Genomic DNA, 15539 nt, shown 5'->3' with positions numbered 1-15539 from the left:
ATCACGCGATGGCTAAGTCATCGCGTGATTTTTTTAAATTTCAGTCATTGCTTCTTCCACAAGCGAAACACTTTGATGTCTCCCTTTCGTAATCAACAAGGAAAGTTGCACAAAAGCAAAGAGTACGCTGGTCCGCTTAGGATAAGCAAAATAACGTGGTTGCCAACTAGTGACATATTGTTCTTTGCGCTTGCGTGTATCTTGAAACGCATAAATTTGATAACTATACTTGTAAAAAATATTAACAAAGCGTTCTTTTAAGAAAGAGTACTTGCTCTCCCCTACGTTAGCCAACGGCGCCATCCCAATATCAATTAATTGATAGCCCTGCTGTTGATAGGTTTCAATAAAATGAGTGAACAAATATTCTCTAGTAAAAGCAGGTGCGTCTGAACGAATACGTAACAAATCATAAGAAATACTTTTGCCTTTTTCCATTTCTTTTCCCGTAATAAAACCAATGACCGTTTGTTTCTGTCTCACCAAGCCCACGCTACTGCATTTCAAGTACTCGGGATCCAACCGTCCACCAATAAAGTAGCGCTCTTTTTGATTCCGTGACCAGTCCGCAGAAACTCGTTCTAACTCTTGATATAAGGCATCACTAATCGTTTCGGGATAAAATTCAAACTGAAAATCCGCTGCTTCTGCTGCTATTTTTTCAGTCACTGTTTCCGTCCAGGCTGTTTGATTCACTGTTGACAGCTCATCAAATTGAATCAAGCCTTCTTCCCCAACTTTCATAAATTCAAAGCCGCAATCGTGAAGATTCATAACATATTCTTCCGAAATACGATAAAAAACTAATTGATAGCCTAACAAATCAGCTTGATCCATAAACGCCAGTGTCGCCGCTGTCCATTTCTCTCGTTGCCCAATTGGATCCGCCAAGACAAAGCATTTATTAAACTTCATTTGAAACCCAAAAAGTACTTGATCTTCGCCTTCTTCTTGGTAATAAAAATGACCATAATCCTTTAAATACAAAAATTGACTGCCTTCGTTGCCACCAAATTTTTCCAAAAAGCGTGTCAACCGCGCTTCCTCAAATCCCTCACCTAAAGTAACAGTTGTTTCGGCTAAATATTGATACAAAAAGAATAAACCAATCAAGGAAATACTTAAACCAATCAATCCGTTAAACCAAACATCATCTGACGGAAACAACAAAAAGTGATTGATAACTTGATTGCCACCAGCTGGTCGTGCGGCGTAATAGCCAGCAACCGCATAACCGATAAACAAGCAGCCAAACAAAATACTATCTACCGTTAAAGCGCCCCATGAATAAACAAACTTTTCACGATAAAATTCTTTACGAGCCAAAATAACCGCCAATAAAATAACAGCATAAACAGCAATCAACTGCCACGAAGTCGTTCGTGCCACCGTATTTACAATACAAAATCCTAGTAAAATAATTGTAGGCCAATAAGCTTTTTTCACTTTCATAGAAATGCCTCGAGCTAAACCTAATAACAAGAATCCTACAAATAAATTCAATGTTTGATCTAAAAAATTAAAAGAAAAGGGAAGTAACACTTGGAATAAACGACTGACATTCGACAAATTCGTCACAGTCGATAATAGAACCATCATAATTCCTGCAAAATATAACGCCGCCACCAAAATAAAATGCGCCACTTTTTGTGAAAATAACCGAGGTAAATTATCAAAAAATTGATTAACTTTCATGCCTGCTTGTTGCAAGAACAAAATAACTCCTGTCATAAAAGGCGTCACATAATAAAACAAACGATAATACAACAACCAGACGACCGCTTGTGATCGATCAATCCCTAATTGTGATAAGCCCAAAATCATTAAGACATCAAACGTTCCCATACCACCAGGAACCATAGTTAACATCCCAATCAACGTGGCGATAACAAACATTGGATAAACAGAAACCATCGAAACTGGCACCTGCATCAAACGACCTATCATCAAGAAAGCAAACATCCCACCTAGCCATTGACCTAATGAAGCGCCGAATAATAGGAGCACTGCTTTTGGAAAAAATGTTTTAAACAATGTTCGCCGTTTTAAATACGTGAAAAACCAGAGCGCTGGCGCAATCAGGCTGCCCAATAATAACCAAACCCAATATTCACGAAAAACATTTTGGGTTCGAATAAAAAATAAATCAACAAACGCCACAAAAGATAAAATAGATAACCCTGAAATCAAGAACAGAGCAACTTTTGAGACCGTTGCTACAACCTTGCCCCGTGGTACATCTTTTCCGTAAAAATTAATCCGTAGCGTTGCCCCAACCACGCCGCCAAAACCCGCTAAGTTATTAATGGTATTAGTGACCCAAGCCGAAGTTAACCAATCCATTCGTTTCATTGGTGGCTTACCTTCTTTTTCCAATAATTTAACGACTACATAGTCATAAAGGAGCATCGGAATAACCCCTAATAGTCCTGCCAAGACCATACCAATTAAACGCCCCGTACTTTGTTGTTCCATCGTGGAAAAAATATCCGCCCAGGTCATGCCTTGAGCGATATGTGTCACTTGGTTGGCCACGAAAACTAATACAGAACCAAGAAAAATTAGTTTCAATAATAAACTGTGTTCTTTCAACCACTGCGTTAGTTGGCTAATATTTTTTTTCATCTTATAGCCTCTTTCATATCTCTTTTCTATTCATTTAACTTTCGTTTTATCGATTTTCTTCCATGGTAGCCTATTTGCTGAAAATTTTCCAGCACGGCTAGACATTTTGGCTGAATCGTATTGTTTTATTGAAAAAAAAGAGTGAGAAAAAAATCTAAGACGATTTTTTTCTCACTCTTTTAACTGTATTTTTTACGCCACTACTTCTGCGATAATCTCAATCTCCACCAACACATCCATCGGTAATTTAGAGATTTCAATCGTTGTGCGTGCAGGATATTCCGCACTAAAATACTCAGCATAGACTTCATTGAATGCCGTGAAATCTGCCATATTTTGTAAATAGCATGTCGTTTTGACTACATGAGCAAAATCACTACCAGCTTCTGTTAAAATCCCTTGAATATTTTTCAGTACTTGATTGGTTTGTTCTTTAATCGTTGTACCAACCACCTTGCCTGTTTCAGGATCCAGTGGAATCTGACCAGAAGTAATCAATAAACCATTCACAATTTTTGCTTGTGAATATGGCCCAATTGCTTGTGGTGCTTGCTTTGTTTTAATTGTTTTCATTTCTTTTCCCCCAGTAAATGACAAGTTGTTACTTTTTGTTATTTTATTTGTTTCTATTTTTCCATTGTACTGCAACCATTTTCGGAATGCTATCTTTTCTCAATTATTCCCAAGCGCTGATGCTGTGCCATCCTTTTGTAAAACAGCTTCAAAACCTTGACGCATCCTTTCAAGTCCCTCGTGTAGTTTTGCTTGCGAACAGCCAATATTTAACCGTAAAAATCGTTGTCCATTACCGCCATAAATCGAGCCGTCCATAATGGCGACTTTCCCCACAGAAACTAAAGCCTCTTGTAAGCGGGCCACATCTGGAACTGCCGCTGATACATCCAACCACATTAAGTAAGTTGCCTCCAGCTCCGTCACTTTAATTTTTGGCAAATATGTCTGTAAAAAATCTTTCACGTAACGTTGGTTCTCCGCTAAATAATCATTCAACTCGTCAACCCAAGTACCACATTTTTGATAGGCCGTCATGGTTGCTAGCATTCCCAAAATACTTGTTGATGATAAACCATCGGCGTTTTTTAATTTGAGCTGAAAAGCGTCACGCAATTCGTTATCTGGAATTAAGGCGTAAGCAAAAATCAGCCCTGGAAAATTAAAGGTTTTCGTGCCACTGGTAATAATGGCAGATTTTTTATAATCAAATTGCGTAATTGGTCGATGAACATGGCCTTTATTAACGATATCCATATGAATTTCATCAGAAAGTAAAAACACATCATACTGTTGGCACAATGAAACTATTCGCTCTAATTCCCATTGCTCCCAAACACGTCCTGTTGGATTATGCGGGGAACATAAAAGCAAACAGCGATTTTCTGGTTGCGCTAGTTTTTTTTCTAAATCAATAAAATCAATGCTGTAGCGCTTCTCTTGATAAAGCAGTTCATTCGCCACTACTTGCCGCTTATTTTCCTGAATAACTTTAAAAAATGCATCATAGGCAGGTGTTTGTAAAATAATGCCCTCCCCTTCGTTAGTCAATAATTGAATCAAAGCAGAAATACCATAGATAACGGTCGGGGTATACATAATCCAGTGTTCTTCAATCTTCGTCTGGAATCTTGTCTGGTACCACGTTTGAATTGCTTCTTTTAATTGCGGATGGTTCCACCTCGTATAGCCAAATACTGGATGGTTCAAACGCTCCTGTAATGTTGCCAGAACTGCCTCTGGCACAGCAAAATCCGTATCGGAAATAGTGAAGGGAAGCAAGTCCGCTTCCCCAAATCGGTCTTCTACAAAATCCCACTGTGTACAATACGTTCCTCGTCGATCAATTGCTTTATCAAACGACACACTCTTCACCTTCTGTCTTTTTTCTAACCTAAAATCATCTCTAATTGATTACGGACCGTTGTCACTTTGGTTCCGATAATCACTTGTACATTCTGCGCATCTAAATGTACAACGCCTAAAGCCCCTAATTGCTTTAATTTGTCATCATCTACTTTATTAGCATCTGCTAACACTAAACGTAAACGCGTAATGCAATTATCAATAGCTTGAATATTCTCTTGCCCACCCAAAGCCGCTAAAATCCCAGGCGCATCATAGCCACCCGTTTTCTTATATTGAACTTCTTGATCGGTATATTCAGTCTCATCTAAGACCTTGTCTCGTCCAGGTGTTTTTAAATCAAAGGTTACAATGACTGTTTTAAAGACGAAATAATAAACAACAAACCAGATAGCGCCGACAATGAGAACCCACCACCATTTTGTATAAGTTCCTTGTAACAAGCCAAAAATAACAAAGTCCAGTAGCCCGCCATCAGTGTTCCCAATCACAACACCTAATAAAGCCATTACCATGAAACCTAGACCAGTCATAATGACATGAAACAGCCATAATAATGGACTAATAAATAAGAATAAAAATTCAATTGATTCTGTAATGCCAGTGATAGCCGTAGCAATTACACCCGAAAGGAGTAAGCCTTTAATCTTATGTCGATTCGCCGGAGCTGCAGTATGATACATCGCAAGTGCCGCCGCTGGTAAGCCAAAAATAAAGGTCGGCATTTTCCCTTGTGACAAGAAAGCTGTTGCGCTTGGTGAAATCGGTAAATTATTTTGCAATTCTGCATAGAAAATATTTAACGCACCAAACACTTCTTTGCCAGCCACCACCGCTGAACCCCCTGCTTCAGTAAAACGAATCATGGAAACCAAAATATGATGCAACCCAAACGGTAACAGTAGACGTTCCCCTGACCCAAACAGAAAAGGCCCAAAAATACCAGAACGTTGGATAAGTTGGCCAATCGCCATAATCATTAGCGCGAAAATTGGCCAAACTAACGGAATTACTAAGCCCACGAATGCCATCACTAATGAAGTAATAATTGGTACAAACCGTGCGCCAGAAAAGAAGGCAAAACTATCTGGTAGTTGCACCGTATAAAATCGATTATGCAACTTATAGACAATAAGCCCAGCGATAATTCCACCAAGAACACCCATTTCAATCGTTTGAATCCCAAAAACCATTCCTTGGCCGGCTTCCCGCAACTGCTCAGGATCCACGAGGCGATTCGTCTGCACTAAATAGAAATTAATCGCTAAATTCATCACCGTATAGCCTACGAAACCTGAAAACGCAGCAATTCCTTTTTCTTTCCGAACTAACCCCAACGGAATGGCCATTGCAAACATGACAGGTAAATAGGCAAACGCAAAACCACCAATTGTCGACATAAATTGGAAAATAATTTTTACTGCGGGCTTTCCTAAAAACGGGATCGTTTCAATCATGGATTCACTGGAAAAAGAACTTCCTAATCCCAACAAAATCCCCATAAAAGCTAATAAAGCCACTGGCAACATAAACGTTTTACCTAATCCTTGGAAAAACTCCCAGAAAGTCGCTTTCTTTTTCTTTACTGCCATTTCTTAACTCCTCCATTCATTCTTTACAAAACTAAAAATGATTGCGTTTACATTCATTGCCCTCATTATAACTAGCCCAAAACAAAGAAAAAAGAGGCTACACTCTTTCTGTATCCCCTTACATCATTTAGTATGGTGTTGCATAAAATTACCGCGGCTGCTTTGCCTCTGCATACATTAATAAAACCGTATCGAACAAACAAATGACAGCAATTCTTGAACTTAAATCTACGCGCTGATGATAACGTGTCGTCCCTTTGGCAAATAACGTCGTCGTCGACAATTTTTCCAAGGTGCTTCCTTTAGTCGAAATCAAACTAATCATCGGCACTTGCTGTTCCTGCGCTACACGTGCATACGCTAAAATCCCTTTAGTTTCTCCTGTATAACTGACAAAAATGGCTAAATCCTGTCCGTCCAGATTCTTAACTGCTGCCGCTTGTTCATCCCAATCAGATCGTGCATAGGCTTTTTTTCCTAAAAATGTTAGCTTTCGTGCAAAATCAGTACAAATAGGAAAACTGCCACCAACACCGAACACTTCAATCGTATTCGCACGCTCAATCATTTTAAGCATTTCCGCGACTTTGGCTTCATCCATTTGTTGAAAACTGTCTTGCACATTGGCGATCAACTGTTGCGTAATAGCTTGAAAACTACGACTATCGCTTTCTGTGCTCTCGCTCTGCACCGATTGGACGATCGCGTATTTTAATTCTTGGAAGCCTCGATAACCTAAGTGTTTTGCTGTCCGAGAAATAGTGGCTGTTGAGACAAACAACGCCTGCGCCACCTCATAAATGGTTTGTGAACTAATTTCCGTCATATGCGTCAAAATATAATCCAGTACTTGATTTTCAATTTTACTTAAATGATTTCGTTTCTTTTCTAACAAAGCGATTAATCCCTCAGTCGTCATCCAATCCCTCACTTTAAATCCTTTTTTATAATTATACACCAGAATATTCTGATTATTTCAATAAGAAAGTCCAAAATAACCAACAGCGGCTCCATCATTCGCCAGAGAAAAAAATCAGCCTTCCGATGGAGGTGCTTGTTGCGCGTTCTTGCTATACTCTGTATATAGAAAACAGGAAAAATTTGGAGGTAGTACGTATGAATAATCAACGACCAATGTTTATAAATATTCTTTTAGTGGTCCTTTTATTTTTAGTTGTCGGTTCACTCTTTAGTGCCGTTGTCGGTATCGTGGGAAGCTTATTGTGGCTAGCAGTAAAAATTTTAGTTCCCGTAGCGATTATCGTGTGGCTTGTTCGAACAATTTCGGGAAATAATGGCAACTGCCGCCGTCGTTATTAAAAAAAAAACAGGTTTTCCTTTTCGGAAAACCTGTTTTTTTACTTCTTTTATCTAAAAGCATATACAATATTGCTAATACCAAACATCATAAAGTAGAAGCCAACTAAGAAGCTTAGAGTTAATGCTGAAGACAATGGATTAAATAATAACATTACACCTAAGATAATCCCTAAAACGTCAACAATTAATGTGAACCAGAAGTAACCTGTGCTTACTCGTTTAGCAAAATCTAAAGTAAATAAGCCGAAAATTGAGTCGAATAAAAACCAAATTGCAAAAACAAATGGTAACACAGCGACACCAATATTTAAGTTAAACAATAAGTAAACACCAATTAGGATATCAATAATCCCTAAGATGATTGGTGCATAAGCTTTGTAGCCTAGCAATTCTTTCATACGATTACGTACAAAAATTTCGAAAATCCCTTTAATAATAGCAAAAATCGCAAAAACCATCACAATGGCAATTAAATTACCGGCAGGATTTTGGAAAGAAATTAATGCAGTCAGAACAAATAGAATTCCTAATACTAATGAACCCCAGTCCATTCCATGATGTTGTCGTTGTTCCATGACACTCACTCCTCTATAAAATAATTTATTACACTTATTATGTTACTACTATTTTACAAGGTGTCAAATATTTTCATCGTGCTTTCTGAAAACCATTTCAATGATAACTCCATTAAAAACAACGTATCACTTGATTGTCTCTTTTTTGGTGCAAAATTGTGCCTTTTTTGTATAAATAAGTCCCTCGTTTTCCCACAAAAAAACCGCTACTTTTTCATCTAGTTTATAAAAAAGTAACAGTTATAAATTATTTTTTCTTTTTCCCAATCGAGAGAATCCCTCTTTTTATGACATCAAAGAAACTCAAAGATTGGACCATATGATCCGGGTCAACATATTCACGAATAGCTCGTAACACTCGCTTCGGCTCTTTTGAAGCAAACGTATACGTCCCATTTTTCTTGGTTTGAATCGCATAACGAGGAATCCATTTTCCTTTGAACATTACTGAAGCCAACACGTAATCGACTTCTTCCCACGGAATTTGGATAAACTTACGTGGATCTTTGGCATGGTAAAATTCAAACCCGCGGTCACCTATCATAATTTGTCCATAATCTGTTAATCCTGTAAATGCCGTCGCATCTATAACTAAATCAACTTTTGTGTTTAATGATTGTACCATGTTATCTGCTCCATTTCATTCGACTAATTCCTCTTTATTATACGTTTCTTTCCTGATCGAAACAAACAAAATTACATCTTTGTTTAAAAAAGCGGAAGAAAAGTTTCTCGACTTCTCTTCCGCTTTTTTTGATTAGAAGTAATAAACTTACCTCATCATTCTTATAATAAGCCGATTAAGTGGCCGACTACGCCGACTACGAATAAACCAAGAATGATAACGATTGGGCTAACTTTTTTCTTCAATAACCACATACATAAGAATGTAAGTAGTAATGGTGCTAGACCTGGAATCAATTGATCTAGGTTATCTTGTAAAGTAGTAACTTTCGTTGGTGAAAGCGCCAAGCCTTGGTTCACTTGTTCAAAGGCTTTATGCATTCCTTCACCGCCAGCAGGAAGTTTATCCCACTCGATATAAGCACCTTTGTCTAACTTAACTTGTGAAACAATTGGTAAGAACTTAATCGATACCCAACGTTGAACCAATGCGGCCAGTACGAACATCCCTAAAATAGAAGCACCTTTTGTAATATCTTGTAGTAAACCACCTGAAAGGTCATCAGTAATTTTAGAACCTGCTTTGTAACCAAACTCTTGTGTATACCACATGAATGACCAACGAATTAAGTTCCAAGCAACGAAGAATAAGATTGGGCCTAAGATGTTACCACCCATTGCTAAGGAAGCACCTAAAGCGCCTAACATTGGACGAACAGTAAACCAGAAAACTGGGTCACCGACACCGGCTAAAGGACCCATCATCCCAACTTTAACCCCTTGAATCGCTACGTCATCAACTGGTGCGCCATTGGCACGTTCTTCTTCCAAAGCTAATGTTACACCAAGAATTGGTGAGGCAATGTATGGGTGTGTATTAAAGAACTCTAAGTGACGTTTTAACGCCGCTGAACGTTCTTCTTTCGTTTTATATAATTTTTTGATTGCTGGAATCATTGAGAATGCCCAGCCGCCGTTTTGCATACGTTCATAGTTCCAAGAACCTTGGATAAATGTTGAACGCCAAGCTACAGCTAAACGATCTTTTTTAGTTAATTGAATTTTTTCTGCCATTTTCTTTGCTCCTCCTTCAGAATTAGTAGTCGTTTAAAATATCGCCTAATGGGTCGCCAGAGTTGCCTCCGCCATTTGAGTTAGAAGAACCGCCCATTTTAGATAAGTTCAAGTAAATAAGAGCTAAAGCGACACCTAAAGCACCTAATGCGATTAATGTTAATTGAGAAATCGCTGCGACTACGAAACCGATAATGAAGAATGGCCATACTTCTTTTGTTGCCATCATGTTGATTACTAATGCATAACCTACGGCAACGACCATACCACCACCGATAGCCATACCATCAGTTAACCAAGCTGGCATTGATTCTAAGAAATTACGAACAGTGTCAGCAGGAATGAATAGTAAAGCACCTGCTGGAATCGCAATACGAATACCTTGTAAACATACAGCGAAAATGTGTAACATTTCAACTTGTTTAATGTTGCCTTTTTCAGCAGCCGCGTCCATCATGTGAACGATTGGCACCGCAACTGTCCGAACGATCATTGTTAAGAACAAACCTGCAACCGCTAAAGGAACTGCGATAGCAATCGCTGAAGGAACACCTTTAACACCTTGGCCACCTAAAACTAAAATAATTGCTGAGGCAACAGATGCTAAAGCGGCATCCGGTGCAACGGCAGCCCCGATGTTCGCCCAACCTAACGCGATCATTTGTAAAGTACCACCTAAAACAATTCCGGCTTCTAAATTACCAGTAACTAATCCGATTAATGTACATGCTACTAACGGTTGGTGGAATTGGAACTCATCCAAAATCCCTTCCATACCAGCTAGAAAGGCAACGAGTAAAACTAAAATAATTGATATAACAGACATGATAAGCCTCCTATTTTGATTTGTATTTGGCGAGTTACGCGTTTGCTAACTCATTTTTTGCTTTTTTCAAAATTTCGTCCATATTCGCTTTTGAATCATTTGGCACTTTACGCACATCAAATTTGATGCCTTTGGCTTTTAATTCATCAAACGTATCAACGTCTTCTTGACCCATTGATAATACTTTGCTTACAACGACTTTTCCAACAGAGTGAGCCATTGAACCAACGTTTACTTCTGGGATTTCTACGCCGCCTTCAACCACTTTTAAGACGTCTTCAGGATTTTCAAATAATAATAATGCTTTTGTATTGCCAAAACGTGGATCTTTCGCTACTTCAATCATTTTACTGATTGGAATAACATTGGCTTTTACTCCTGGAGGAGCTGCTTGTTCGATTAATTTCTTACGTAAGTCATCTTTTGCAACGGCATCAGAAACAACAATAATTCTGTTTGGTTGTGTTGCTTTTGTCCAAGCTGTTGCTACTTGACCATGTAATAAACGTGAATCAATACGTGCTAGCACAAATTTAATTTTGCCATCGCCAACAACTGTACCTGGTGGTAACGAACCTTTTGGCTGTGCATCTTCTGTCGCAGCAGCTTTTGGTGCTTCTGCTGGTTGTAACTCTTCTGGTTTAACTTTGACACCATCTTTTGCTGTTTCAAGAATGTGTGTCGCAATTTCTTGTGCTGATTCCATAGAGAAACGAGAAGCATATGCTTCAATAACCATTGGTAAGTTCATACCTGCAACGATTGCCCATTTGTCTTTATGATCTTCTAACAATGAGTTCGCTTGGTTAAATGGTGTTCCTCCCCATAGGTCAACTAAAAATAGTACTTCGTCTTGATTGTCAAACGATGCAATGGCTTCTTGCATTTTTGCTTTTACATCATCGGGACCTTCGCTAGGCATTAACGTAACTGCTTTTACATTTTCTTGTTCGCCAAAGATCATTGCACCAGATTGCAAGATCCCTTCAGCAAATTCACCGTGACTTGCTAGGATAATTCCTACCATTTTTATACCTCCTGTATAATTGATGTTTTTTTTCATGGTTGTACTGCTAAACGCTTTCACTTTTTGAAAAAAATCAGATAAATCAGATTCTGACAAAAATAAATGAAAAAATTTCAATAGTTCTTGATTTTTTTCAACATCAGCACTTGCCTTTATCAATACAGTTCATGAAGCAATGATGTTGGTCCTAGGCCACCACATCCTTTCAATGTCTTTCGTCTGTAAAAATTAACGTCAGCTGGCGTTATTTTCTTTGCTACGCTCTTTTTTCAGTAAATCCATCAAATTCACTTGGCTGTCTGCTGCGACTTTTCGAATTTCCAATTCAATACCTTGTTCATTTAAAAACAGAAATGCTTTTAAATCGTTGGCATCCACTGCGACTGCATTCGTAATCATTCGCTTGCCTGTACTGAAACTCATTCCGCCAATATTCACAGAAGTTAGTTGTACACCGCCTTCGACCACTCGTTTCACGTCCAAAGGATTAGTGAATAACAACATGGCTCGAAACGAATCAAAACGAGGATCAGGGTAAACATCAATCATTTTTTGAACAGTGATGACATTTACTTTGACACCAGGTGGAGCAGCTTGAACCAACAAGGCTTTTCTCAAATTGTCATGAGCAACGGAATCACTAACCACTAAAATGCGATTAATGTTCGTCAATTTTGCCCAAACAGTTGCTACTTGGCCATGAATTAATCGATCATCAATTCGAGCTAAACGAATATCCATTACCATCGGGAATGCTCCTTTAAATTCATTTTTAAAGGTTAGGACCTTTGTCTTTTTACTTAAAAATTTTAGGTAAAAAGGGACACCTTATTATAAGCAATTTTCGTGCCAACTTTAGTGTATCGGTTCGAAACCTAGAAAATTATAGGTTTTTTTAAGAAAATCAAAAAATCGATACACTAATAAATAGTGTATTGATTTTTCTGTATTAATCTAGTGTATCAATTTCGGTGATTTTATCTTCGATACACTGGGCATTTTTGACTAACTGTGCGATAAAATAAACTTCTTCTGCTGGAACATCCATATTAAGAGCTTCTTCCATAGTCTCAATTGAGGCCACAATCACTGGATAAATTGGTTCTTGAACCAATCGACCAAGTTCCTTTTCTGAAACCGTCAGTGTATCATTCCGTAAAATACGCTCCAACATGCCCGATGTGTGCATAATCAAATTGATGTAAAATGTGTACTCTTCTGGCATCGCTAATTGGGTTTGGATATTTTTAGCGAATGACCACAACAGATCAATGATTTTTTTTCCATTAATGAAAGTGAAACTTTGCTCCATATATTTTAGACAAATTTCTTTTGCTGCCGCTTCGTCCAACGGCTTATTCATTACTTCTTCTTTCCGCTCTGCTAGTAATTGCTGAATAATTTTTTCTGCTTCACCGGAAAAGAAATTTTCCATGGAAATATAAGGAACTCCAATTTTGGGATTGGTAATCCCAGTTGTCGCAATAATTTCATAGTCTTCTTGAATTTTAGGCAAGACTTCTTTCATATTTACAATGGACAAAGGAATCACTTCTAAATGCCAGTCTATTTGTGGCAAGACAGCTTCCTCAATAAGCTCTTTCATTCGGCGCGCAGTTCCTTCTCCAGAAGCGCAGATAGCAATAATTGCTCTTGTTTTCCAATTTTCAATGATTTGTTTCGTTTCACTTTGGCGAATATCGGCATAGCCATGAAAGTTTTTTAAAGACTCGTGAAGTGTTTCCAATTGCGTATCAATTAATGCGGTTTTGCGGGCCGCTTCAAGAACAATTGGCGTGGTCACCATGTCTACTGTCCGCACATCAATGCCTGTCTGGCGTACAATTTCTTCTGAAAACGTACTTAATGAACCCATGTCCACTAATAATAGTACGCCATTTTCTTCATTCACTTCACCAACTGCTTCAACGATTTTACGCAAAGCTTCTTTCGGTGGCATATCTAAAGGCATATCCACAGCCTTCAAATTATCAACATTTAACAATTGAGAAACCACTTGTACCATACTGCTAGCGGTACTATTTCCGTGCGCAGCCACGACAATGCCAATCCGGCCAGCCTCAGGATTTTCTCTTAAAGAAATGAGCAAAACAGCTAAATAGTAACTTTCAGATTCAGGAATCTCCATCTGATAACTACTTTCAATAATATTTTTAATTTCTTTTGCTGTTTCAAACTCTGTTGGATAATCTAAAACCATATTTCGAATACTTTCATTTAAAGGATGCTTAGGATCTTTGCCTAATTGGATGCGTTTCAAGAAAGAACTAATGTGTAAACTCATTGCATAAATAAAGTTGGGTTGAAACGAATACGATAACCGCTTCGCTGCAAAATTATAAATTTTCTTAGTGACATCAATAATTCGTTGGTCAACAATTTCAGCCAATTTATTTTCTGTATCAAAGGTGAACCCATAATCTTTGTAGAAAGATTTTAAATGAACATTGATATCCGTTGTAATAAAATTATTAATTAGTTCTTGGTCCAAGCCGTCTGCTTTTAAGAGAGCCGCTTTATCTCCAATAATCTCATATAGATTGTAAGGCAATTCATAGGCATCTGACTGAATAGCTACTAAAGATTCATTTGGTGATACCACTAATTGCGGTTCCAGATATTTCGATAACTCCGACAATACTTCTCGATTACTGGCAAGTTGCATAATGCCTTCTTTGATATTGTCCGTTAATTCGTCCATCGTAATCATTAATTCCTCTTGTTCCATCTGATTAAGGAACCCTCGCGCAGTCACAAGTTGCACATTCGATTTTAGCTGACCGACATTTCCATAAGAAACACTTCCAATTAACGCTTTGACCACATCTTCTGACAAAGAGATTCGCCGTTGAATCCGCGCTGCTTCCATTGAAACCATCACTTTTAGGAGGTCAATTTTTTCTTTCGCAGGACGGTCACTAAAGTTCGGTAATTGAATGATAATCGGAATGCGTCGCACAAAAGTATTCAATAAAGAAGAAGTAGGATTCTCCGTCGTAGCACAAATAATCCGAACATCCGCATGATGTGATTTCACTGTTTCACCTAAACGCGCGTACACGCCGTGATCCATAAAATAAAAAATCATTTCTTGTCCTTCGGGTGGTAACCGATGTACTTCATCTAAAAACAGAATGCTGCCATCTGCTTCATCAATAATCCCTTCTTTCGCTTTCGTAGCGCCTGTGAAGGCCCCTTCTACATACCCAAATAAATGCGACATCAAAAGTTCTGGATTATGCGCATAGTCTGCACAGTTAAACACCACAAACTCTTTTTCTTTGGCCACAATTTGGTTCAGCTTCGCAAATTGAAACATGGCATGAGCAAAATAAGTTTTCCCAGAACCTGTTGGTCCAGTAATTAAACAATTCAAGCCTTTTGGCGGATATAAAATCGCTGCTTTGGCTTGTTCCACCGGCGTTTTCATGCTCCCAGCTGAACCGATAATTTTTTTAAAAATATCTTCAACTTCTGGGGTTTTGCTGGTCGTGACTACTGGTTCAACCAATGGTTCGATAAAAGCTTTTGTGGAGTGATCCATTGATTTTTCCCGATAACTTTTAACTGGCTTGGTTAATGGTCGATGCTGAAACGCCACCTGCGCGACATATTTTACTGGACGACCAGATAATTTTTTCAAACGCCCTTCACGAACCAGTTGATTCAAATCTTTACTAGCATTGGTCCGCTGAATGTTTAAACGTTCTGAAATTTCTTGTGTCGTGACTCCCGCATCACTTGTTAAGGTCATTGGCGTTAAATTCTTCGTTTGCTCTTTAACATATTGATAGATTTTTTCAATCCGCTTCATTTTTGATGGCTCCTTTAATCGATACACTAATTAAATTACATGATACAGTGTATCATTAAAAAAATACACTAAAAACCCTTTCATGAAAAAAATTTCTGTTTCACATGAAACATTTTAAAAAAGCGCCTTTTTTCTATAAAAAACCCACCTTTTTATTCGTTTC

General features: G+C 38.2%; 13 protein-coding genes. 1 reads left to right on the top strand and 12 read right to left on the bottom strand.

Features of this window, described 5'->3' with window-relative positions; translation table 11 throughout:
* Positions 1-33 precede the first annotated feature (33 nt).
* The 5 genes from mprF to IGI97_RS00135 all read right to left on the bottom strand — a co-directional run bounded on the left by mprF (position 34) and on the right by IGI97_RS00135 (position 7014).
* Positions 34-2625 (bottom strand): bifunctional lysylphosphatidylglycerol flippase/synthetase MprF, encoded by a 2592-nt coding sequence (gene mprF / locus IGI97_RS00155; RefSeq protein ID WP_002364590.1) that lies wholly within the window; start codon positions 2623-2625, stop codon positions 34-36.
* A 192-nt stretch (positions 2626-2817) separates the two neighbouring features.
* Positions 2818-3198: a RidA family protein gene (locus IGI97_RS00150; RefSeq protein WP_002356039.1), complete on the bottom strand. Its 381-nt coding sequence runs from the start codon at positions 3196-3198 to the stop codon at positions 2818-2820.
* A 99-nt stretch (positions 3199-3297) separates the two neighbouring features.
* Positions 3298-4512 (bottom strand): MalY/PatB family protein, encoded by a 1215-nt coding sequence (locus tag IGI97_RS00145; RefSeq protein WP_016635155.1) that lies wholly within the window; start codon positions 4510-4512, stop codon positions 3298-3300.
* A 14-nt stretch (positions 4513-4526) separates the two neighbouring features.
* Positions 4527-6095 (bottom strand): maltose/glucose-specific PTS transporter subunit IIBC, encoded by a 1569-nt coding sequence (gene malX / locus IGI97_RS00140; RefSeq protein WP_438737752.1) that lies wholly within the window; start codon positions 6093-6095, stop codon positions 4527-4529.
* A gap of 148 nt (positions 6096-6243) precedes the next feature.
* Positions 6244-7014, bottom strand: a complete 771-nt coding sequence (locus tag IGI97_RS00135; protein WP_010773878.1) for a MurR/RpiR family transcriptional regulator — start codon at positions 7012-7014, stop codon at positions 6244-6246.
* A gap of 197 nt (positions 7015-7211) precedes the next feature.
* Between IGI97_RS00135 and IGI97_RS00130 the strand changes: the two genes are divergently transcribed.
* Positions 7212-7415 (top strand): hypothetical protein, encoded by a 204-nt coding sequence (locus IGI97_RS00130; RefSeq protein WP_002381332.1) that lies wholly within the window; start codon positions 7212-7214, stop codon positions 7413-7415.
* Positions 7416-7462: 47 nt separating this feature from the next.
* On the opposite strand, the gene IGI97_RS00125 is transcribed toward IGI97_RS00130, so the two are convergent.
* From IGI97_RS00125 to IGI97_RS00095, 7 genes are all read right to left on the bottom strand, one after another.
* Positions 7463-7990 (bottom strand): HdeD family acid-resistance protein, encoded by a 528-nt coding sequence (locus tag IGI97_RS00125; protein WP_002356034.1) that lies wholly within the window; start codon positions 7988-7990, stop codon positions 7463-7465.
* Positions 7991-8237: 247 nt separating this feature from the next.
* Positions 8238-8615 carry a DUF956 family protein gene (locus IGI97_RS00120; RefSeq protein ID WP_002356033.1) on the bottom strand — a complete coding sequence of 126 codons (378 nt, stop codon included), beginning with the start codon at positions 8613-8615 and terminating at the stop codon, positions 8238-8240.
* Between the two features lie 161 nt (positions 8616-8776).
* Positions 8777-9688 carry a PTS system mannose/fructose/sorbose family transporter subunit IID gene (locus tag IGI97_RS00115; protein WP_002356032.1) on the bottom strand — a complete coding sequence of 304 codons (912 nt, stop codon included), beginning with the start codon at positions 9686-9688 and terminating at the stop codon, positions 8777-8779.
* A gap of 22 nt (positions 9689-9710) precedes the next feature.
* Positions 9711-10514, bottom strand: coding sequence for a PTS mannose/fructose/sorbose transporter subunit IIC (locus tag IGI97_RS00110; protein ID WP_002356031.1), 804 nt, complete (start codon positions 10512-10514; stop codon positions 9711-9713).
* Positions 10515-10548: 34 nt separating this feature from the next.
* A complete protein-coding gene (locus IGI97_RS00105) occupies positions 10549-11541 on the bottom strand; it encodes a mannose/fructose/sorbose PTS transporter subunit IIA (RefSeq protein WP_002356030.1) in 993 nt (330 codons plus the stop codon).
* Between the two features lie 234 nt (positions 11542-11775).
* Entirely contained in the window at positions 11776-12288 is a 513-nt protein-coding gene (locus IGI97_RS00100; RefSeq protein WP_002385473.1) for a mannose/fructose/sorbose PTS transporter subunit IIB, read from the bottom strand.
* A 202-nt stretch (positions 12289-12490) separates the two neighbouring features.
* On the bottom strand, positions 12491-15376 hold the full coding sequence (locus tag IGI97_RS00095; protein WP_033918163.1) for a sigma 54-interacting transcriptional regulator: 2886 nt from the start codon (positions 15374-15376) through the stop codon (positions 12491-12493).
* Between the last annotated feature and the right edge of the window lie 163 nt (positions 15377-15539).

This window comes from Enterococcus sp. DIV2419, assembly GCF_051711865.1.
Lineage (GTDB): Bacteria > Bacillota > Bacilli > Lactobacillales > Enterococcaceae > Enterococcus > Enterococcus faecalis.
Note: the sequence above shows the minus strand (reverse complement) of the source record. Positions and strands in the feature narration are given on the sequence as shown.

Bases quoted from the DNA above. Each gene is read 5' to 3' on its own strand.
- IGI97_RS00110 (WP_002356031.1), bottom strand. From the start codon at position 10,514: ATGTCTGTTATATCAATTATTTTAGTTTTACTCGTTGCCTTTCTAGCT.
- malX (WP_438737752.1), bottom strand. From the start codon at position 6,095: ATGGCAGTAAAGAAAAAGAAAGCGACTTTCTGGGAGTTTTTCCAAGGA.
- IGI97_RS00120 (WP_002356033.1), bottom strand. From the start codon at position 8,615: ATGGTACAATCATTAAACACAAAAGTTGATTTAGTTATAGATGCGACG.
- IGI97_RS00130 (WP_002381332.1), top strand. From the start codon at position 7,212: ATGAATAATCAACGACCAATGTTTATAAATATTCTTTTAGTGGTCCTT.
- IGI97_RS00125 (WP_002356034.1), bottom strand. From the start codon at position 7,990: ATGGAACAACGACAACATCATGGAATGGACTGGGGTTCATTAGTATTA.
- IGI97_RS00115 (WP_002356032.1), bottom strand. From the start codon at position 9,688: ATGGCAGAAAAAATTCAATTAACTAAAAAAGATCGTTTAGCTGTAGCT.
- IGI97_RS00105 (WP_002356030.1), bottom strand. From the start codon at position 11,541: ATGGTAGGAATTATCCTAGCAAGTCACGGTGAATTTGCTGAAGGGATC.
- IGI97_RS00100 (WP_002385473.1), bottom strand. From the start codon at position 12,288: ATGGTAATGGATATTCGTTTAGCTCGAATTGATGATCGATTAATTCAT.
- IGI97_RS00135 (WP_010773878.1), bottom strand. From the start codon at position 7,014: ATGACGACTGAGGGATTAATCGCTTTGTTAGAAAAGAAACGAAATCAT.
- IGI97_RS00095 (WP_033918163.1), bottom strand. From the start codon at position 15,376: ATGAAGCGGATTGAAAAAATCTATCAATATGTTAAAGAGCAAACGAAG.
- IGI97_RS00150 (WP_002356039.1), bottom strand. From the start codon at position 3,198: ATGAAAACAATTAAAACAAAGCAAGCACCACAAGCAATTGGGCCATAT.
- mprF (WP_002364590.1), bottom strand. From the start codon at position 2,625: ATGAAAAAAAATATTAGCCAACTAACGCAGTGGTTGAAAGAACACAGT.